The sequence below is a fragment of the Lutimaribacter saemankumensis genome, from assembly GCF_900100005.1.
Taxonomy (GTDB): Bacteria; Pseudomonadota; Alphaproteobacteria; order Rhodobacterales; family Rhodobacteraceae; genus Lutimaribacter; species Lutimaribacter saemankumensis.
On the sequence record NZ_FNEB01000001.1, the window covers coordinates 441,432 to 462,446 of the forward strand.

The window sequence follows — 21,015 nt, forward strand, 5'->3', positions numbered from 1 at the left end:
CCCGCATGGACCAGCAGCTTTCGACCCGCATCATGAACGCCGTCGACGCCGTGTTCGACGACGAGGTGGCGTTCCTGTCGGAACTCACCGCGCACCCGTCAACCCGGGGCAACGAACAAAGCGCGCAGGATTTCATGGCAAGCGCGTTGCACGACCGCGGGATGGAGGTCGACCGCTGGCAGATCGACGTGGACGACATCCGCGACATGCCCGGCTTTTCCCCGGTGATCGGCGATTACGACGACGCCGTGAACGTGGTCGGCACGCAGCGCGCCGAGCAGCGCAAAGGCCGCTCGTTGATCCTGAACGGCCATATCGACGTGGTGCCGGTCGGCCCCCTGGACATGTGGGACACCCCGCCTTTCGAGCCGCGCATCGACGACGGCTGGATGTATGGCCGCGGCGCGGGCGACATGAAGGCGGGGCTGGCTTCGAACCTCTTTGCCCTCGACGCGCTGTCGCGCGCGGGGCTGAAACCCGCGGCCGACATCTTTTTCCAGTCCGTGGTCGAGGAGGAATGCACCGGCAACGGCGCGCTGGCCTGCCTGCAACGGGGCTACCGTGCGGACGCCGCACTGATCCCCGAACCCTTCGCCGAGGGGCTTGTGACCGCGCAGGTCGGCGTCTTGTGGTTCCAGGTGCATCTCAAGGGTCTGCCGACGCATGTGGCCTATGCCGGGTCGGGCGCCAACGCGATCGACGCCGCCATTCCGCTGATCGCAGCCCTGCACGAATTGGAAGACCGCTGGAACGCCGATGACTGCAAACACCCCGATTACGCCCATATCCACCACCCGTTGAACCTGAACGTGGGCAAGATCGAAGGCGGCGACTGGGCCTCGTCCGTGCCCGCGTGGTGCGTGTTCGACGTGCGCATGGGGCTTTATCCGGGGCAGGACATCGAGGCCCTGCGCGACGAGATCGAAGCAACCCTGCAAGAGGCTGCACAAACAAACGCCTTTCTTCGCAACAACTCGCCCGAAGTGGTCTATCACGGCTTCGCCGCCGAAGGTTACGCGCTGAGCGAAGACAAAAGCGTGACCGCAACGCAGGCGATCGGCGCGCTTGAAGGCGCGCACACCCATGTCACCGGCACCGCGCTTGAAAAGATGGCGATCACCGCCACCACCGATGCGCGGTTCTTCGGCCTCTATGCCGATACGCCCGCGCTGGTCTATGGCCCCAAGGCCGAGGCGATCCACGGCTTCAACGAACGGGTCGATCTGGACTCGGTCCGCCGGGTCACGCAGACCACCGCATTGTTCATCGCCGACTGGTGCGGCGTGGTCGAGGCCTAGGGCTTTCCCGTATGCAAGGAACACCCTAGTGTCTGATCGCAGGAGGGGCGCCCATGTTAGAAGGTTTCGAAAAATCCACCGCCGCCGTGAACGGCCAGACCATCGCCTATGTCAAAGGCGGTGAAGGCCCGCCGGTTCTGCTTTTGCACGGCTTTCCGCAGACACACGCCATGTGGGCGCAGGTCGCGCCCGAACTGGCAAGGACGCGCACCGTGATCTGTGCCGATCTGCGCGGCTATGGCGCGTCGTCGAAGCCGCATGGCGTGGAAAACTACAGCTTTCGCGAAATGGGCGCCGACATGATCGCGCTGATGGCGCATCTGGGATTCGACCGGTTCGACCTTGTCGGCCATGACCGGGGCGCCCGCACGTCGCACCGCATGGCGCTGGATCACCCCGATGCAATCGCCAGCCTCGTGCTGATGGACATCGTTCCCACGCAGCTTTTGCTGGACGAGCTGACCACGCCCGTGGCGCGGGGCTATTACCACTGGTTCTTCCTGGCGCAGCCTGCACCGCTGCCCGAAACGCTGATCGGGCATGACCCGGATTTCTACTATGCCTCCTGCCTTGGCGGCTGGGGCGATGACGGGCTGTCGGGCTTCGCCCCCGACCAGTTGGCCGCCTATCGCGCGGCCTGGCGCGATCCCGACACCATCCGGGGCATGTGCAACGACTACCGCGCCGCCATCGACCATGACCTTGCGCTGGACCGCGCCGATCTGGGGCGGCAGGTCACCTGCCCCGCGCTGGTCCTGTACGGTGCGGACGGGCCGATGGCACGGGCCTATGACGTGCCCGCCACCTGGGCCGACCGTTTGGCCGACATGCGGGCACAGGCGGTGCCGGGCGGGCATTTCTTCATCGATGCCAACCCCGACGCCACACTGGCCGCCCTGAACGGATTCCTGGACGGCTAAAGCCACGCATCCGCGCATACCGCGCCGTCACACGATGCCTGAAAACCGCTCGGGCAGCTTGAACAGCTTGGGTGAATCCTTGCGCTTGAAATGAAAAAGCGCGTTGTTTCGCGGCGCCCATGTGTCCTGCATGTGCTTGCGATAGGCGCTGAAATCCCAGCTTTCGTCCACCTCACGTTCCGCGAAGGGGGCGAATACCGCGGCGTCGTCGCGCTCGTCCTCGAACCAGACGGCCTTGGTGCGCTTTTCCTTCATCTCGGTCAGGCCGGCCGCCTTCACCATGTCGCGGCGCCGGTCGAGCATGTCGACATAAAGATCGAAATCGCAGTATTTCATGTGGAAGAGATACAGAAAATCCGGCGCGTCCAGCTTGTCCCAGGTCGCGTAATGCCCGCCACGCGACAGCTTGGCCGCGCGCGAGATGACGCACGGCTTGGAATACCAAGGGTTCAACTGCGCATGCCGCCGCGGCCCGAGAATGGATGCCTCGATGCTCTCGCTTTCACGGTCGCGCAGGTGCAGGATCTCCATCCCCAGCGCCGTACGCACCCTGCCCGGTTTCGCGACGTTCAAAAGCCACGACCCAAGGTCATGGCCGGTTTCGGGGTCGACCACGATGAACTCGTCCACGTCGCAGACGATCACATGGGCATACCATTGCCGCAGCGCACTCAGCAGGCCGTTCTGGGTGCGCCAGCGGCGGATGTTGAAATTCTGCGTGTCGGTGTCGGGGATCGGAAACAGGTTGCAGCCCTCGGCAATCCGCCGGACCTGCTCCTGGTTGCCATGGTTGATGACGTAAAGCGCATCGCGCCCGAAGAACCCGCCGTAGTAATCGACCCATTTCTTCAGGAAAAAATCGTCATCGCGCACCGTGGTGATGACCGCCACCCTGGACTGCATCTGCCTGCTCTCGTTACTGCCTCGTCGACGCGCACCATAGCGCGCGGCGCGGGCAACGAGAATCCCCTAAAATCAACGGGTGACGGACCGTGCGATCTTTGCAAGCAACAGCAGGAACGGCGCGCCGTGCATGACCAGATCGAAAATATCGATCGGGCGGACAAGCGTGCCCTGCATCAACATGCGCAGCTTTTCGACAAGATGCGGCTCGGGCGTGAAAGGTGCGCCACCCAGAAGGACGCAAAGCACGATCACGGCAAGCCAGGATATGTTGTCCAAAGCTTTCATGACCATCCTTCGCAGTATGGGGAAAGTGGCGCGGTTGACGGGGCTCGAACCCGCGACCCCCGGCGTGACAGGCCGGTACTCTAACCAACTGAGCTACAACCGCGTGAGGGGTGGGATAGGCGATGCGCGCGGGGGCGTCAATGCAGAAATGTCCCCATCAGGCATATGATACACGCCTGCCGGAAATCGCGCGGTTCCGTCGCAAAACCGCGCGGTTTTGCCCCGCAAAGGGGCGTTTCACGTTATCGAAGGAGGGAAAGTGGCGCGGTTGACGGGGCTCGAACCCGCGACCCCCGGCGTGACAGGCCGGTACTCTAACCAACTGAGCTACAACCGCGCTGTGCGGGCCGATTTACGCGGCCCACCGCCCCCCGTCAAGCTGCGAATGCAAGGGGCGGCAAACTTTTTTCTCACTCCGGCAAGGGGATGAATTCGTCCCGGTCTGTCGGCGGGAGTTGAAAGCGGCCATGCTCCCAGTCGCCGGCCCGCCAGGCTTCTTTCGCGGCTTCGATCCTCTCTTTCGACGAGGCCACGAAATTCCACCAGATATGGCGCGGCCCGTTCAACGTCGCACCGCCCAGCAACAGCACCCGCGCGCCCTGCCCGCCCGCACGCAGCGATACCCGGTCGCCTGGGCGGAACACCATCATCTGCCCGGCTTCGAAGTCCTGCCCTGCCACGCTGACCATGCCGCCCACGACATAGACACCACGGTCTTCGTGATCGTCGGGCAACGGAATTTGCGCACCGGGTTCCAGAACGGCATCGGCATAGAACATCTCGGACGGGGTTTCGACCGGCGCACGCTCACCCCAGGCATGGCCGAGGATCAACCGCACCTCCTTGCCCTCGCCGCGCATCAGCGGCAGCGCATCCTTTGGCGCATGGACGAAATCGGCGGGCATGTCCTCTTTCTCTTCGGGCAGCGCGATCCAGGTCTGGATACCGAAAAGATCATAGGGCGCCTTGAGCATGTCACCGTCCACCCGTTCGGAATGGGTCACGCCATGCCCGGCGGTCATCAGGTTCACCGCGCCCGGTTCGATCCACTGATCGGTCCCCAGCGAGTCGCGATGATGGAACTTCCCCTTGTAGAGATAGGTCACCGTCGCCAACCCGATATGCGGGTGCGGGCGGATGTCGATCCCCTGCCCCGTCACGAATTCGGCCGGCCCCATCTGATCGAAGAATATGAATGGCCCGACCATCTGCCGCCGGGGCGCAGGCAAGGCACGGCGCACCTCGAAATCGCCAAGATCGCGCGCACGCGGCACGATGACGGTGTCGATGGCATCCACGGCATCGCCGGTTGGGCAATCGGGGTCGAGCGCGGGGTTCCAGCTCATGGCATGTCCTCCTGTGTAAGATCATACACAAGCTAGGCCAGAACAAGTTTGCACAAAACAGCGGCCAACGCGCCACACCTGCGCGCCGATGCACAGTTAAGCGATCAGTTCGAACCGCGTCACATCCACCATGCCCCGATCCGTGATTTTCAGCGCCGGGATCACGGGCAGCGCAAGGAAAGCCAGCTGCAGGAATGGTTCTTCCAAGGTCACACCCAGCGACCTGGCAGCGCTGCGCAAAACCTCAAGGCGGGTGTGCACGGCTTCGAACGGCTCGAGGCTCATCAACCCGGCCACCGGCAGCGCCAGCTCTGCCAGGACACGGCCTGCGCGCACCACGACGAAACCGCCCTCGATTTCCCCCAGACGATTGGCCGCCAACGCCATATCGGTGTAGTCCACGCCCACGCAGGCGATGTTGTGATGATCGTGGCACACGGTCGAGGCGATCGCACCGGCCGTCATCCCGAAGCCGCGCACGAAACCGGTGGCGATGTTGCCGTTCTTTCCGTGCCGTTCGATCACCGCGATACGGGCCAGGTCGCGCGCGGGATCGGGCGGCTTGTCGCCGTCAACGACCGGGATCACCTCGTGCAGGTGGTCGGTCAGGATCTGGCCTTCGCGGATGCCGATGACATCCGTCTCGGCCTTGTTGGCGCGGGCACGGAAATGCTGCGCCGCGACAACCGGCGCATGAACCGACCCACGCCCCACCGGCGGGATGGTCGAACGCGCGGAAAACGCATTGTCATCAATAATTTGCCCGCCACAGATCACGTGCTGAGCGTGGCACGCTTCCAGACTGTCCAGCGCCACGATATCGGCCCGCAACCCCGGCGCGATCAGCCCCCGGTCCTTCAGACCGAATGCCTCGGCCGCCGACAGGCTGGCCGCGCGGTAGGCGGCCAGCGGCGGTGTGCCCAGGCGGATCAGTTCGCGGATCATGTAATCCAGATGGCCATGCTCCGCGATGTCGAGCGGGTTCCTGTCATCCGTGCACAGGCACATATAGGCGGCGGTGCGTTCGGTCAGCAGCGGTTGCAGCGCGTGCAGATCCTTGGAGACCGAGCCTTCGCGGATCAGAACCCGCATGCCTTTTTGCAGCTTTTCGCGCGCCTCTCCGGCGCTGGTCGCCTCGTGCTCGGTGCGGATGCCGGCGGCGACATAGGCATTCAGGTCGCGGCCAGACAATAGCGGGCAATGCCCGTCGATATGCCCGCCTTCGAACAGCATCAGCTTTTCGATCACATCAGGATCACCCGCCAATACACCGGGATAATTCATGAATTCCGCCAATCCCAACCCGGATGGATGGCCCATCAGCGGCCGCAGATCATCAGCCGTCAGCCGCGCACCGGCGGTTTCCATGTGGCTGGAAGGCACGCAGGACGAAAGCTGCACCTTGATATCCATCAGCGTGTGTTCGCTGGCCTGCTGGAAATAACGGATACCGTCGGCGCCGATCACGTTGGCGATTTCGTGCGGGTCGCAGATCGCCGTCGTCACCCCGCGCGGCAGCACGCAGCGGTCGAATTCGAACGGGGTCACAAGCGAGGATTCGATATGCAGATGCGTGTCGATGAAACCGGGGACAAGGATCAAACCGCTGACATCCAGCACCTCCTGCCCCTCGTACTCGGCGCAGGTGCCGACGATCCGGTCGCCGCAGATCGCGACATCGCCATCCAGCAGATCGCCTGTCACAAGGTCCAGAACGCGCCCGCCGCGCAGCACCAGATCGGCGGGTGTGTCGCCACGCGCCTGCGCGATACGTGTTTCCAGATCGGCCATCTGCCCCCCCCTTTTGGGCAAGCCTAGCCCCCGCCCGCGCAAAGAAAAAGGGGGCGCAACCGCGCCCCCGGAGTTTCGTCGATCAGGCTCTGTCTGTTAACCGCTCGGAATTTTTCTGCCTGCGGCCTGATCCACGCGGGGCGAGCGCACCCGCCCCGTGTCTCGTTTAGCTACACCCGCTCGTTGCGCCGCAGGTGTTGCACTTCATGCAGGTGCCGTTGCGCACCAGCGTGTAGTTGCCGCAATCGCCGCAGGCTTCGCCCTCGTAGCCCTGCATCTTGGCCTTGGTGCGCGCGTCCAGCGATACCGACCCGCTTGCCACCGTGGTGGTCGTGGTCGAGGCCGCCGTCATTGTCGCGGTCGTCCCGCCCGATGCGGTCTCCGGCACCAGCGTATTCAGTGCGGCCACCGGGTCGGTTCCCGTGGCAAGACCCTGCCCGCCATTCAGAACCACCAGTTCCTGGGGCAGACGCTTGCGCAGGTAGCCGGTCGAGCTGATCTGCTTGAGCACCTCCAGCGACCGCGACGCGGCACTGTCGCTGAGCTCCTTGACGTTCGACACGCCCTCTTCCTCGCCGCGGCCCAGATCGTCGAAGGACGCGCCTTCGGGCTTCACATGGGCCAGGTCGGTGCGGTCGAGATAGCTGACCGCCAGTTCGCGGAAGATGTAATCGAGGATCGAGGTCGCGTTCTTGATCGAGTCGTTGCCCTGGACGATGCCCGCGGGTTCGAACTTGGTGAAGGTGAACGCATCCACGAACTCTTCCAGCGGCACACCGTATTGCAGGCCAACCGACACCGCGATGGCGAAGTTGTTCATCATCGCACGGAAGCCGGCGCCTTCCTTGTGCATGTCGATGAAGATCTCGCCAAGGCTGCCGTCCTCGTATTCGCCCGTGCGCAGATACACCTTGTGACCACCGACAACCGCCTTCTGGGTATAACCCTTGCGGCGCTCGGGCATCTTTTCGCGGTGGCTGCGCACGATTTCCTTGACGACGACCTTTTCGACGATCTTTTCGGCCAGAACGGCTGCCTTTTCCTGCGCCGAGCCGGTTTCCAGGATCTCGGCGGCCTCGTCGTCATCCTCGACCAGGGCGGCGGCCAGCGGCTGGCTGAGCTTCGAGCCGTCGCGATAGAGCGCGTTCGCCTTGATGCCCATCTGCCAGCTGCGCTCATACGCTTTCTGGCAGTCTTCGATCGTGGCGTCGTTGGGCATGTTGATCGTCTTCGAGATCGCGCCCGAGATGAACGACTGTGCCGCGGCCATCATGTCGATATGGCTGTTGACCGACAGGTAGCGCTTGCCCTTCTTGCCGCAGGGGTTGGCGCAATCGAAGATGTGGTAATGCTCTTCGCGCAGATGCGGCGCACCTTCCAGCGTCATCGTCCCGCAGACATGGTCGTTCGCGGCCTCGATATCCGCCCGGGAAAAGCCCAGGTGGCGCAGCATGTCAAAGGTCGGGTCGTTCAGCTTTTCGGCCGGAATGCCCAGCACGTTGGTGCAGAACTCTTCGCCCAGGGTCCACTGGTTGAACACGAACCGGATGTCGAAGGCCGTGGCCAGCGCGTTTTCCACCTTGTCGATCTCGTTGGGGCCAAAGCCGTGGCCGACGAGTGAGCTGTGGTTGATCGCGGGCGCCTGGCCCAGGCTGCCATGACCCACGGCATAGGCGATGATTTCCTCGATCTCGGCCGAGCCATAGCCCAGGTTTTCAAGCGCTGCGGGAACCGAGCGGTTGATGATCTTGAAATAGCCGCCGCCGGCCAGCTTCTTGAACTTCACCAGCGCGAAATCGGGTTCGATCCCGGTGGTGTCGCAATCCATCACCAGCCCGATCGTGCCCGTGGGCGCGATCACCGTGGCCTGTGCGTTGCGATAGCCGTGCTGCTCGCCCAGGCGTAGCGCCTCGTCCCAGGACGACATGGCCAGCTCGACCAGACGCGCATCGGGGCAGTTGGCATGATCCAGCGGCACCGGCTTGGTCGCCAGATCGTCGTATCCATCCGTTGCGCCATAAGCGGCGTTGCGGTGGTTGCGGATCACGCGCAGCATGTGCTTGGCGTTGCGCTCGTAGCCCGAGAACGCGCCCAGCTCGCCCGCGACCTCGGCCGAGGTGGCATAGGACACGCCGGTCATGATCGCGGTCAACGCACCGGTCAGCGCCCGACCCTCGTCGCTGTCATAGCCAAGGCCCATGTTCATCAGCAGCCCGCCGATATTGGCATAGCCCAGGCCCAGCGTGCGGAAATCATAGGACAATTGCGCGATTTCCTTGGACGGGAACTGCGCCATCATCACCGAGATTTCCAGCGTCAGCGTCCAGAGACGGATCGCGTGCATGTAGTCTTCGACCTGGAACTCGCCGTTCTTGTAAAAGGTCAGCAGGTTCATCGAGGCCAGGTTGCACGCCGTGTCATCGAGGAACATGTATTCCGAGCACGGGTTCGAGCCGCGGATCTGCCCGTCTTCGGGGCAGGTGTGCCAGGCGTTGACCGTGTCGTGATACTGGATGCCGGGATCGGCGCAGGCCCAGGCGGCGTGACCGATGTCTTCCCACAGCTTGCGGGCCTTCACGGTTTTCGACACGCCCCCGTCGGTGCGGCGCAGCAGTTCCCAATCTGCATCGTCCTCGACCGCCTGCAGGAACGCGTCGGTCACGCGGACCGAGTTGTTCGAGTTCTGGCCCGACACGCTGGCGTAAGCTTCGCTGTCCCAATCGGTGTTGTAGGTCGGGAATTCGATGCTGTCATAGCCCTGCTTGGCGTAATCCAGCACGCGCTTGACGTAGGTTTCGGGGATCGCCGATTTCTTGGCCCCGCGGATCGCCGATTTCAGCGCCTCGTTCTTGGCCGGGTCGACCGCGTCCTCGGTGCTGCCGTCCCACTGGCGGATGGCGGCGAAGATGTCGTTCAGCTTCTGCTCGTGCATTTTCGAGCCTGCGACGATGCTGGCGACTTTCTGCTCTTCCTTGACCTTCCAGTTGACGAATTCCTCGATGTCGGGGTGATCGACGTCACAGATCACCATCTTTGCCGCGCGGCGCGTGGTGCCGCCCGACTTGATCGCGCCGGCCGCGCGGTCACCGATCTTCAGGAAACCCATCAGACCCGACGACTTGCCGCCGCCCGACAGCTTTTCGCCCTCGGCGCGCAGGCTGGAAAAGTTGGTGCCGGTGCCCGAGCCGTATTTGAACAGGCGCGCCTCGCGCACCCAGAGGTCCATGATGCCGCCATCGCCCACCAGGTCGTCGGCGACCGACTGGATAAAGCAGGCATGAGGCTGCGGGTGTTCATAGGCGCTGGACGACTTGGTCAGCTTGCCGGTCTTGTAATCGACATAATAGTGGCCCTGGCTGGGACCGTCGATGCCATAGGCCCAGTGCAGGCCGGTGTTGAACCACTGCGGGCTGTTCGGTGCGGCGCGCTGGGTGGCCAGCATATAGCGCATCTCGTCGAAATAGGCGCGTGCGTCTTCCTCGGTCGAGAAATAGCCGCCCTTCCAGCCCCAGTAGGCCCAGGCGCCCGCCAGACGGTCGAACACCTGCTTGGACGAGGTTTCTCCGCCGAATTCGGTGTTGTCATCGGCCGGGACCGAACGCCACAGGAACTCAGGGACGTCCTTTTCCTTGACCTTCTTCAGCTTGGCAGGAACCCCCGCCTTGCGGAAATATTTCTGCGCGATCACGTCCGAGGCCACCTGGCTCCAGCTGTCGGGAATTTCGACCTCGTCCAGTTTGAAAACCACCGTCCCGTCGGGATTGCGGATTTCCGACGTCGTGGTGACGAAATTCAGTTCTGCGTAAGCGTCCTGTCCTGCCTGTGTGAAGTTTCTTTCGATCTTCATAGGATCTGCCCCATCAATTCAGCCGTGTTAACCCTGCCTCTCGGAAGGCGGCACAGACGGGACGTGAGCGCGCAAACGCATGCTGCGCGACGGCGCCGGGTGATATCCCGGCTTGCTTGAGTTCTCACTGTCCTCGCCCCGCCTGACACTACATGTTGTGTCCCCCGCCGAAGGCCCGCACAAGGTGGCGTAATTTCGCCCAAAGGGTCAACGGATTTTTTAGACTCTCCCCGTCAAAAAAATCGTTGACGCAAGCATCTCTGCCAAACGAGGTGATTCATTGGTTAACCGCACCCTGTGGAACACCCTGTGGGCAACGCAGGGATAAGCCGCGAAAACCGTTGTATCCACGTTTGTTATCCGTCACTTTTGCCCCGTTGCCTCAGCTTGGGCGCCTCGCCGCACCCCCTGCACAAAAATGCAACAGACCGGACCGCGCCAATCAACAATTTGGCGACACGAACAGCACAGGACACCACATATTGCGGGTAAGGCGATTCTTTCTGATGGCAGGTCTGGCCCTGCTCGCCGCCTGCGCGCCGCCGCTGGAGCCGTCGGTGCGCATGCAATTCGCACAACCGCCGTCACAGCTATTCGCGGCGGTTCCGCTTGCCTGCTCGGGCCCTGGCGAACGCGTCCTGCGCCCAAGCGACGGCACGATCGAATGCCGCCGCCTGCTGCCCCCCGAAGGCGCCGCCGGGGCGATCCTGCGCTACAACGGCACCATCGACGCGCTGCCCGAAAGCGTCATTCGTTTCCGCACCGACCAGACCGAAGGCGCGACCATCGTCGAGGCAACGGCCTATGTCGCGGTGCCGCAACTAGGCGGGGGCGAGGTCTATGTCATCTACCCGGACGCGCAGGTCGCGCGCAAAATGCGCGGTCTGCTGACCCGCATGGGCGGCACGCCGCTGGCAGAATGACAAAGGCCCCGTGGTTTCCCACGGGGCCATTCGAAGCTTTCTGAATTCGGGTCAGCGGCCTTATCGGCCCAACGACCACCATCCGCGCCGCTTGGGTTTCGACGCGTCTTCTTCGGGTTTGTCCGTGCCGGTCTGCGGCGCGGCCTCGGCCATGGCCGGTTCCTGCTCAGGCTCGGGCTGCGGTTCCGGCGCAGCTTTCGCCGCGGCCTCTTTCGGGGCCTTGGCGGGCTTTTCGGCCGCTTTCTTGGGGGCCTCGGCAGCCGCATCTTCGGCTGCGGGCGCTTCGGTCTTTTTCGCGGTCGACCGGCTGCGCGTTGTGGTGGCCTTTTTGGCGGGCGCGGCCTTCGGCTTTTCCTCGGCCTTGTCGGCGTCATCAGCCTCGGGCTTCTTGCGGCTGCGTGTCGTCTTGGGCTTGGGCTTTTCCTCGGCCGCTGCCTCGTCCTTTTCCGCCTTAGCCGCCTTGGTCGACCGGGTCGATTTCGGCTTCGCGGCTTTCGGCTCTTCCTTGGCTGCAGGTTCCTCCACCTTTTCGGCAGGCGGTTCCGTCACGGCCTCGGACGCATCCGGTGCCTCGGCGGCTTGCGCTGGTTCGGCCTTGGCGGACTGATCCTCCGCTGCACCCGCTTCCGCACCGTTTTCCTGATCGTCGCGCTGCGACGATTTCGACCGGCGCGACCGGCGGCGGCGGCGGCGTTTCTTGGGCTTTTGTTCGTCCTCCGAAACCTCGCGGACCTCTTCGGTTTCTTCCTCGACCGTATCCTCGTCGATATCTTCCATCAGCGAGGCATCGACCGACACCACCGGCGCCACGACTTCCGACACGATCCGCGTCGCCGTCTTGAATTTCTCAAGGCTGAAATCCGGGCTGATCAGCATCGGATCGCCCTCGATCCGCACGGCCATGCCGTAACGGCCCTCGATCTGGGCGACATGGTCCCGCTTTTGATTCATGAGGTAGTTGGCGATGCTCACCGGCGCCTTGACCAGAACCTCGCGCGACCGGCGGCGTGTGCCTTCCTCTTCGATCTGGCGCAGGATCGACAAGGCCAGGTTGTCGTCCGACCGGATCAGACCCGTGCCGTGGCAATGAGGGCAGGCTTGTGTCGTCGCCTCGATCATGCCGGGACGCAGGCGCTGACGGCTCATCTCCAGCAGGCCAAAGCCCGAGATGCGTCCCACCTGGATGCGCGCACGGTCGGTTTTCAACCGGTCCTTCAGCCGCTTTTCGACTGCGGCGTTGTTCTTGCGCTCTTCCATGTCGATGAAATCGATCACGATCAGCCCGGCCAGGTCGCGCAGGCGCAATTGGCGGGCCACTTCCTCGGCAGCTTCGAGGTTGGTCTTCAGCGCCGTTTCCTCGATCGAGCCTTCCTTGGTGGCCCGGCCCGAGTTCACATCGATCGCCACCAGCGCTTCGGTCACCCCGATCACGATGTAGCCGCCCGACCGCAGCTGAACCGTCGGGTTGAACATCGACGACAGGTAGCTTTCCACCTGGTAGCGCGCGAAAAGGGGCAACGCGTCGGCGTAATGTTTCACGTTCTTGGCGTGGGACGGCATGATCATCTTCATGAAGTCCTTGGCGATGCGGTACCCGCGCTCGCCTTCCACCAGCACCTCGTCGATATCGCGGCTGTAAAGATCGCGGATCGAACGTTTGATCAGGTCGCCTTCTTCATAGATCTTGGCCGGCGCGATGGATTGCAGCGTCAGTTCGCGGATCTGTTCCCACAGGCGTTGCAGGTATTCGTAGTCGCGCTTGATCTCGGACTTGGTGCGCTTTGCGCCCGCGGTGCGGATGATCAGGCCCGCGCCCTGCGGCACGTCGATCTCGGTCGCGATTTCCTTGAGCTTCTTGCGGTCGGCCGCATTGGTGATCTTGCGGCTGATCCCGCCGCCACGCGCGGTGTTGGGCATCAGAACGCAATAGCGGCCGGCCAGCGACAGATAGGTGGTCAGCGCAGCGCCCTTGTTGCCGCGCTCTTCCTTGACGACCTGCACCAGCATGATCTGGCGCACCTTGACGACTTCCTGGATCTTGTAACGGCGCGGGCGCGGTTTGCGCGGCGGGCGGATGTCTTCGACATCGTCGTCATCGGCCACGGATTCGATCGTCAGATCCTTTTCCGCGGCGCTGGTGGCTTCGTCGTCTTCCTCGTCGGCCGGTTCATCCACAACGGTTTCCGCGATGAAATCGGTCTCGGTTTCCATCACGGCCTCGGCCGCGCCATCGGGCATATCGTCGCCCATCGGCTCTTCGACCGGGGTTTCGCTGACCGTGTCCATCGGCGACGCGCCCTCTTCGGGCAGGTCGTCGCCTTCGAAGTCGATGGTTTCCATGCCGGCGATGTCACCATTGCCCGGCAGTTCCTTGGTGGCCACCGCATCGTCGGAATCGGAGCGCGCCGCCTTGCTGGACGACCGAGACCTGCGACGCGACTTGGGCTTGTCCTCGTCCTCGTCGCGGGCGCGCATCGCCTCGGCATAGGCGCGCTCTTCCTCCATCAGCGCCTCGCGGTCGGCGACGGGGATCTGGTAGTAGTCGGGGTGAATTTCCGAAAAGGCCAGGAACCCGTGACGGTTCCCGCCGTAATCGACAAAGGCCGCCTGAAGCGAGGGTTCGACCCGCGTTACCTTTGCCAGATAGATGTTGCCGGCGAGCTGCCGCTTGTTTTCCGATTCAAAGTCGAACTCTTCGACCTTGTTGCCGTCCACCACCACGACGCGGGTTTCTTCCGCGTGGGTGGCATCGATAAGCATCTTCTTTGCCATGTAATCCGTATGCATGACGTGCGCCGGCCGCACCATGCGGTGCGCCGGCCAATCCGTCATGTCCATTATTTGAGGCGAGGCTTGTGCCGTTGCGGGACAGCCCGGCCGCTGGGGCCGCTGTCATCCGTCTACTGTCACATGCGCCAAGCATCGCGTTTCGTCTCCGACGCCCGGCATCCGGGCGCCCATTCAAAAGGCCCGGCGCTTGTCAGATCTCTGCTCGCGCCCGCGGGCTGTTCACAATGGCCTCGTTTCTGGAGGGCCATATTCCACGGTCCGGGAAGGGTCGGGTCTTTCTCCACGATGCCCTTTCGGAAAATCCATCCGGTCCTCATGGTGCACCGTCGCACCAGCGGGCCGTTCCTCATTCATAGAGGAGGATAGTTACCAATTACAATCGCAAAGTGCGACCGCATCGGCAGTTGCTCTCAACTCAGGTAGTCCGACCGCTGCAATCCGTATTTCGCCATCTTCTCGTTCAGGGTCCGGCGCGGCAGGCACAGCTCGTCCATCACCGCCTGGATCGAGCCCTTGTGACGGCGCATCGTGTTGTCGATCAGCATCCGCTCGAACGCCTCGACATATTCTTTGAGCGGCTTGCCCTCGGTCGTCATCACGGGCTGCATCTCGTCATGGTCGGCCATCAGCAGCGATGCGATGGTGCCCTGCCCGCGCCGCGCTTGCAAAACAGCGCGTTCGGCGACGTTGATCAACTGCCGCACGTTGCCAGGCCAAGGCGCCTGCAAAAGCTGCGCGGCCTCCTGCGCGCTGACTTGCGGGGCATCGCAACCGTATTCCTCCGAAAACTGCTCGGTCAGGCGCGTGAACAGCGTCAAAATATCCTCGCCGCGCTGGCGCAGCGGCGGCACGGTGATACGCAGCGCGGCCAACCTGTAGAACAAGTCGGGGCGCAGCACGTCCTCCAGCGTCTTGTCCTGCTGCTGCAGGTTCGAAATCGCGACGATCCGGGTTTCCGCGGGCGTGCCCTGATCGTTCATCACGCTCAACAGACGGGCCTGCAGCGCATCCGACAGCGCCTCGATATCCTCCAGCACCAGGGTGCCGCCACGCGCCTCTTCGATCGCGGGCAACTGGCTGTCCTCGGGCTGCATCGGCCCGAAAAGCCGCTTGGACAGCGCGTCTTCCTCATAGGCGGAACAGGATATCAGAACGAATTTCTTGCCCGCGCGCGCACCCACGGCATGCAGAGCATGCGCGACAAGCGTCTTGCCGGTTCCGGTTTCGCCGTCGATCAGCACATGGCCGTCGGCCTGTCCCAGGTCCAGGATGTCCTCGCGCAGCCGTTCCATGACCGGGCTCTGGCCGATCAGCTTTTTCATGATCTGCCCGCCATCCGACAACTCGCGGCGCAGCGCCCGGTTGTCCAGCGTCAGCCGGCGCACATTGGCCGCCTTCTTGGCCAGTTCCGTCATCCGATCCGGGTTGAACGGCTTTTCAAGGAAATCGTAGGCCCCGACGCGCATCGCCTCGACCGCCATCGGCACGTCGCCATGCCCGGTGATCATGATCACCGGAAGCGCGCTGTCGCTGCCCATCAGCTTTTTCAGGAACTGCATCCCGTCCATGCCCGGCATGCGGATATCCGAGATCACGATGCCAGGATAATCCGGCCCCAGCACCTTGAGCGCGTCTTCCGCGCTGGCGAATGTCTCGGTGTCATAGCCGGACAGAGCCAACCATTGGCTGATCGACTGGCGCATATCCTGTTCATCGTCGACGATGGCAATCTTCATGGCTTTCGACATTGTTTACTCCGCGGCCTCGATATCGGCGTCTTCGTCACTCAAGATAGGAAGCTGCACCTCGAATACAGCCCCCCCGCCTTCGGCATTGCGTGCGGTCAGACGTCCGCCAAGGTCGTTCACGATCCCCGAGGAAATCGCAAGCCCCAGCCCGACACCGTCACCGGCGGTCTTCGTGGTGTAGAAAGGCTCGAACAGCTTATCGAGATCGTCGATGCCCACGCCGTTGTCGCGCACCGTCAGGGTGGCCGTTTCCCCGGCGGCCAGGATGATGTCGATCTCGGGCGCGTCCACACTTCCGGTGGCGTCGATGGCGTTGCGCAAGAGGTTGATCATGACCTGTTCGATCCGCACCCTGTCACCCATCACCATCACCGCTTCCGACGGGATCGCGCGGCTGATCTTGATCTGCCTGCGCTTGAGCTGCGGCTCCATCATCGACAGGGCCGAGGCCAGCGCATCGCCCATGTTTACAGGCGCAAACTCCTCGCTGCCCTTGCGCGCGTAGGATTTCAGCTGCTTGGTGATAGCGCCCATCCGTTCGATCAGATCGTCGATGCGCTGGAACGACGAAAGCGCCTCTTCGGGGCGGTTTCGGCGCAGCAGAAGCCGCGCACCCGCCAGATAGGTTTTCATCGCCGCCAGCGGCTGGTTCAGCTCGTGACTGACGGCGGCCGACATCTCGCCAAGGGCCGCCAGTTTCGAGCTTTGCGCAAGCGTCTGTTCGGCCACGGCAAGGTTCTTTTGCACGCGTTCACGCTCGGCGATTTCCCGCTGCAGGCGCGCGTTCAATGCGCGAAGGTCTGCCGATTCACGCTGGAACAGCGCCATGCGCAGCGCGTTCTTGCGGCTCAGGAAGTAGAAGGCGAGCGCCAGAAGGATGGCGAATCCCATGATCTCCAACGCCAGGAAGCCGTTCACCTTTTCGCGCACGCTGGCATAGGTCGTGAAACTGGTCATGGTCCAGCCGCGGAACGGGATGCGGGTCTGCATCCGCATCACCGCCTCGCCCTGCACATAGGCATCCGCCGGCAGCGTGGTCCAGTCGGCGGTCGCCTGGATCGCCCGCTGGATCGCGCTGCGCGCGGGTTCCGTCGCAAGCGCCTCTTCCTCGGTCCGCCCGCGCCAGCGCGGTTCGGTCGCCAGGATGATCGAACCCGAACTGTCCGACACGACCACCGCATCCGAAATACCGGCCCAGGCGCGTTCGAACTTGGCCAGGTCCACCTCAACCAGGATCACGCCCAGAACGTCGCCGCGTTCCTCGATCCGGCGCGAATAGGCGAACACATACGCCCCGCTTTCGCGTTGCATCACGGTGAAAACCGTCCCGCTGGCGCGGATCGCATTGACGAAATAGGGATCGGAGCGGTGCTGACTGCCCAGCCTGTTGCGGTCCGTCGCCGCGACCGCGCGCCCATCACGATCCAGCAGCATCAGAGAGGCCGCGCCGATTTCCTCGACGAACGAGATCAGGCGCTGCGTCGATGACGAGTAATCCGCCGAACTCAGCGCGCCGATCAGCGACGGGTCACGCGCAAGCAATTGCGGCACGATCGCGTTGCGTCGAAGCTCGGACAGCAGGTTCCCCGAATAGAGCGCCAGGCGCAGTTCTGCGCGGTTGCGCGTGTTTTCGGTAAAGCGGTCGGTCAGCAACACGTTTGTCGTCACGACCGTAATGACGGCAAGCACCAGCAGCCCCATCAGGGCAACGCGCGTTCGCCACCCGATGGTGCGTCCGCCCGAAATCACTTTTGCCGGAAGCTGTGCCATGGTCTGACGTTACGCCGCGCGCGCGGACCGCTCAAGTCAGGCGGTGGCCAGTTGATCCATCAATGCGCGGAACATCGCCTGCCCGTCGGTGCCGCCATGCGACGGCTCGGCCATGCGCTCGGGATGGGGCATCATCCCCAGCACCCGGCGGTTTTCCGACAGCACACCCGCAATTGACTCGACCGACCCGTTGGGGTTCTCGACATAGCGGAACGCCACCCGGTCCTGATCGTTCAGCGCCCTGAGTGTCTCGTCATCCGCATAATAGTTGCCGTCGTGATGGGCGATCGGGATGGTGATTTCCTGGCCCTGCTCATACCCCGCGGTGAACGCGCTGTCGGCGGTTTCGACGCGCAGCCCGACGAGCTTGCAGATGTATTTCAGGTTGGCATTGCGGCGCAGCGCGCCGGGCAACAACCGCGTTTCCGTCAGAACCTGGAAACCGTTGCAGATACCCAAGGCAAAGCCGCCCCGCTCCACATGCTTTTTCAGTGCACCGCAAATCGGGGAATTGGCCGCGATCGCCCCACAGCGCAGGTAGTCGCCGTAGGAAAAACCGCCCGGCACGGCGACGATATCGACGCCCTCGGGCAGGCCCGTGTCCTTGTGCCAGACCATGCTGACCCTGGCGCCCGCCTTTTCAAAGGCCACCGCAAGATCGCGGTCGCAGTTGGAGCCGGGAAAGACCAGAACCGCCGCGCGCATCAGCCCATCTCCACGCTGTAGCTTTCGATCACCGTGTTCGCCAGCAGCTTTTCGCACATCTGGACGACGGTGTCCTCGGTCGTGCCGGGGGCGAGATCCAGTTCGATCACCTTGCCCTGGCGCACGCCTTCGACGCCATCGAACCCAAGCGATCCCAGCGCGTGGCGCACCGCCTCGCCCTGCGGATCCAGAACCCCGTTCTTCAACATGACCGTGACCCGTGCCTTCATGGCGTCCTCCGGTAGATCTCGGGCGGGCACGCAGCCCCTGCCCCGGTTTGACTTGCGCTCAGTTGATGAGCGTCGGCTTGCTTGCGGACACGTTCGCCTTGGGCATAACGCCCAGGCGCCGCGCGACCTCGGTATAGGCATCCGTCAGGCTGCCCAGGTCACGGCGGAACACGTCCTTGTCCAGCTTCTGGCCGGTTTCGATGTCCCACAGCCGGCAGCTGTCGGGGCTGATCTCGTCCGCCACGATCAGGCGCTGGTAGTCGCCGTCATAGACGCGGCCGATCTCGATCTTGAAATCGACCAGCCGGATGCCGACGCCGTACATCACGCCCGACAGGAAGTCGTTGACGCGCAGTGCAAGGCTCAGGATGTCGTCCATGTCCTGCTGGCTGGCCCAGCCGAACGCGGCGATATGTTCCTCGGTCACCAGCGGGTCGCCCAGCTTGTCGTCCTTGAGGCAGTATTCCACCACCGGACGCGGCAGTTGCATGCCTTCCTCGATCCCCAGACGCTTGGCCATCGACCCCGCGGCATAGTTGCGCACGATCACTTCCAGCGGCACGATCTCGCAGGCGCGGACAAGCTGCTCGCGCATGTTCAGCCGTTTGATGAAGTGGTTGGGGATGCCGATATTCGTCAGGCCAAGCATGAAGTACTCGCTCAGCATGTTGTTAAGCACGCCCTTACCTTCGATGGTCGCGCGCTTTTCGGCGTTGAACGCGGTGGCGTCATCCTTGAAATACTGCACGATGGTGCCCGGTTCGGGCCCTTCATACAGGGTTTTCGCCTTGCCTTCGTAAATCTTCTTGCGCCGTGCCATGGCCACTCCGTCGCTCGCGCGGGGCTGAGTCCCGGCGCCTTGGCTTCCCTTTAGTTGATGGGGGCCACGCTCGCAAGGTGCAGCCGCCCCTTGCGTCAAGCCGCCCTTGCGGGCATATCAGGGCCAACCTTACTGTCAGACAAGGGATAGCGTTCCATGACGACCTTCGATGATCGCGAAAACGCGTTCGAAAACAAATTCGCCCATGATGAAGAAATGAAGTTCAAGGCGCAGGCGCGCGCGAACAAGCTGCTGGGTCTTTGGGCGGCCGAAAAACTGGGCAAGTCGGGCGACGATGCCGACGCCTATGCCAAAGAGGTCGTAAAGGCCGATTTCGAAGAGGCCGGCCACGAGGACGTGGTGCGCAAGGTTCTGGGCGATCTGGGCGACAAGACCACCGCCGAGGAAATCCGCGCCAAGATGGTCGAGATGCTGGCCAAGGCCAAGGGTCAGATCGTCGAAGAGCACTAACGTGCCCCGCGCGGTCCCGCCCCAGGGACCGCGCCTTTCATGCAGGCGCCTCATGTGTGTGATGAGTGTTTTGCGCTTGCGCCATTTCCCACGACCTGAAATCCCGGTCCGCAGAAAACCTGCAGGAGCATTCCCATGACGAACGCCCTTTCGCGTCTGCTTGAAACCCGCGACTGGCTGATGGCCGACGGCGCCACCGGCACGAACCTGTTCAACATGGGGCTCAGCTCCGGCGACGCGCCGGAACTGTGGAACATCGAACATCCCGACCGGATCAGGAAACTCTACAAATCCGCGGTGGATGCCGGCAGCGACATTTTCCTGACCAACTCTTTCGGGGGCAATGCCAGCCGCCTCAAGCTGCACGATGCCGCCGACCGCGCGCGCGAATTGTCTCGCATCAGCGCCGAGCTGGGCCGCGACGTTGCGGACGCGTCGGGCCGGACCGTCGTCGTGGCCGGATCGGTCGGACCGACGGGCGAGATTTTCGCCCCCATGGGCCCGCTGACCCACGAAGTCGCGGTCGAGATCTTTCACGAACAGGCCGAGGGGCTGAAAGAGGGCGGCGCCGACGTGCTGTGGCTCGAAACCATCTCCGCCCCCGAGGAATACCGCGCCGCGGCCGAGGCCTTTGCGCTGGCCGGCATGCCATGGTGCGGCACCATGAGCTTTGACACCGCCGGGCGCACCATGATGGGCGTCACCAGCGCCGACATGGTCGACATGGTCGAAGCCCTGCCCAACCCGCCGATCGCCTTCGGCGCCAATTGCGGCGTCGGCGCGTCCGATCTGCTGCGTACGGTCCTAGGCTTTGCCGCGCAGGGGACCGAGCGGCCGATCATCGCCAAGGGCAACGCCGGCATCCCCAAATACCATGACGGCCATATTCATTATGACGGCACGCCCGAACTGATGGCCGAATACGCCGTGATGGCGCGCGATTGCGGCGCGACGATCATCGGCGGATGCTGCGGCACCATGCCCGACCACCTTGCCAAGATGCACGAGGCGCTCAGCACCCGGCCACGCGGTCCGCGCCCGACGCTGGACGAGATCGCCGAAAAACTGGGCGGGTTTTCCTCGGCAGCCGACGGCACCGGCGAAGATGACGGCCCCAAACGCCAGCGGCGCGGCCGCCGGCGCGGCTGAGGCCGCAAACCGCGCG

General features: G+C 63.4%; 16 protein-coding genes and 2 tRNA genes. 5 read left to right on the forward strand and 13 right to left on the reverse strand.

Annotated features, from left to right (window positions below):
• Positions 1-5 precede the first annotated feature (5 nt).
• Both BLT50_RS02150 and BLT50_RS02155 read left to right on the forward strand, forming a co-directional pair.
• Complete coding sequence (locus tag BLT50_RS02150) at positions 6-1,298, forward strand: ArgE/DapE family deacylase (protein ID WP_090026027.1); 1,293 nt, start codon at positions 6-8, stop codon at positions 1,296-1,298.
• Between the two features lie 53 nt (positions 1,299-1,351).
• Positions 1,352-2,218 (forward strand): alpha/beta fold hydrolase, encoded by an 867-nt coding sequence (locus tag BLT50_RS02155; protein ID WP_090026028.1) that lies wholly within the window; start codon positions 1,352-1,354, stop codon positions 2,216-2,218.
• A gap of 27 nt (positions 2,219-2,245) precedes the next feature.
• On the opposite strand, the gene BLT50_RS02160 is transcribed toward BLT50_RS02155, so the two are convergent.
• The 7 genes from BLT50_RS02160 to BLT50_RS02190 form a co-directional block, all read right to left on the reverse strand.
• Positions 2,246-3,121 carry a glycosyltransferase family 2 protein gene (locus BLT50_RS02160; RefSeq protein WP_090026031.1) on the reverse strand — a complete coding sequence of 292 codons (876 nt, stop codon included), beginning with the start codon at positions 3,119-3,121 and terminating at the stop codon, positions 2,246-2,248.
• A 72-nt stretch (positions 3,122-3,193) separates the two neighbouring features.
• Complete coding sequence (locus BLT50_RS02165) at positions 3,194-3,409, reverse strand: RND transporter (RefSeq protein ID WP_090027000.1); 216 nt, start codon at positions 3,407-3,409, stop codon at positions 3,194-3,196.
• Between the two features lie 26 nt (positions 3,410-3,435).
• Positions 3,436-3,512: transfer RNA gene (locus BLT50_RS02170), tRNA-Asp, on the reverse strand.
• A 157-nt stretch (positions 3,513-3,669) separates the two neighbouring features.
• Positions 3,670-3,746, reverse strand: a tRNA-Asp gene (locus BLT50_RS02175).
• 73 nt (positions 3,747-3,819) lie between these two features.
• Positions 3,820-4,755, reverse strand: coding sequence for a pirin family protein (locus BLT50_RS02180; protein ID WP_090026033.1), 936 nt, complete (start codon positions 4,753-4,755; stop codon positions 3,820-3,822).
• A 96-nt stretch (positions 4,756-4,851) separates the two neighbouring features.
• Positions 4,852-6,546: an adenine deaminase gene (ade, locus tag BLT50_RS02185; protein ID WP_090026035.1), complete on the reverse strand. Its 1,695-nt coding sequence runs from the start codon at positions 6,544-6,546 to the stop codon at positions 4,852-4,854.
• Positions 6,547-6,712: 166 nt separating this feature from the next.
• Complete coding sequence (locus BLT50_RS02190) at positions 6,713-10,393, reverse strand: vitamin B12-dependent ribonucleotide reductase (RefSeq protein WP_090026036.1); 3,681 nt, start codon at positions 10,391-10,393, stop codon at positions 6,713-6,715.
• A 506-nt stretch (positions 10,394-10,899) separates the two neighbouring features.
• On the opposite strand from BLT50_RS02190, the gene BLT50_RS02195 reads away from it, so the two are divergent.
• Positions 10,900-11,316: a hypothetical protein gene (locus BLT50_RS02195; RefSeq protein ID WP_090026038.1), complete on the forward strand. Its 417-nt coding sequence runs from the start codon at positions 10,900-10,902 to the stop codon at positions 11,314-11,316.
• A gap of 60 nt (positions 11,317-11,376) precedes the next feature.
• On the opposite strand, the gene BLT50_RS02200 is transcribed toward BLT50_RS02195, so the two are convergent.
• The 6 genes from BLT50_RS02200 to purC all read right to left on the reverse strand — a co-directional run bounded on the left by BLT50_RS02200 (position 11,377) and on the right by purC (position 19,379).
• Positions 11,377-14,088 (reverse strand): Rne/Rng family ribonuclease, encoded by a 2,712-nt coding sequence (locus BLT50_RS02200; RefSeq protein WP_090027002.1) that lies wholly within the window; start codon positions 14,086-14,088, stop codon positions 11,377-11,379.
• Between the two features lie 428 nt (positions 14,089-14,516).
• Entirely contained in the window at positions 14,517-15,854 is a 1,338-nt protein-coding gene (locus BLT50_RS02205; protein ID WP_090026040.1) for a sigma-54-dependent transcriptional regulator, read from the reverse strand.
• 3 nt (positions 15,855-15,857) lie between these two features.
• On the reverse strand, positions 15,858-17,624 hold the full coding sequence (locus BLT50_RS02210) for a sensor histidine kinase (RefSeq protein ID WP_090026042.1): 1,767 nt from the start codon (positions 17,622-17,624) through the stop codon (positions 15,858-15,860).
• 36 nt (positions 17,625-17,660) lie between these two features.
• Positions 17,661-18,329, reverse strand: a complete 669-nt coding sequence (purQ, locus tag BLT50_RS02215; protein ID WP_090026044.1) for a phosphoribosylformylglycinamidine synthase subunit PurQ — start codon at positions 18,327-18,329, stop codon at positions 17,661-17,663.
• Complete coding sequence (purS, locus tag BLT50_RS02220) at positions 18,329-18,559, reverse strand: phosphoribosylformylglycinamidine synthase subunit PurS (protein WP_090026046.1); 231 nt, start codon at positions 18,557-18,559, stop codon at positions 18,329-18,331. The genes purQ and purS overlap by 1 nt, the downstream gene beginning before the upstream one ends.
• A 58-nt stretch (positions 18,560-18,617) precedes the next feature.
• Positions 18,618-19,379, reverse strand: a complete 762-nt coding sequence (purC, locus tag BLT50_RS02225) for a phosphoribosylaminoimidazolesuccinocarboxamide synthase (RefSeq protein WP_090026048.1) — start codon at positions 19,377-19,379, stop codon at positions 18,618-18,620.
• A 156-nt stretch (positions 19,380-19,535) separates the two neighbouring features.
• Between purC and BLT50_RS02230 the strand changes: the two genes are divergently transcribed.
• Positions 19,536-19,850 (forward strand): DUF1476 domain-containing protein, encoded by a 315-nt coding sequence (locus BLT50_RS02230; protein ID WP_090026050.1) that lies wholly within the window; start codon positions 19,536-19,538, stop codon positions 19,848-19,850.
• 135 nt (positions 19,851-19,985) lie between these two features.
• Positions 19,986-20,999 (forward strand): betaine--homocysteine S-methyltransferase, encoded by a 1,014-nt coding sequence (gene bmt / locus BLT50_RS02235; RefSeq protein WP_090026052.1) that lies wholly within the window; start codon positions 19,986-19,988, stop codon positions 20,997-20,999.
• Positions 21,000-21,015 lie beyond the last annotated feature (16 nt).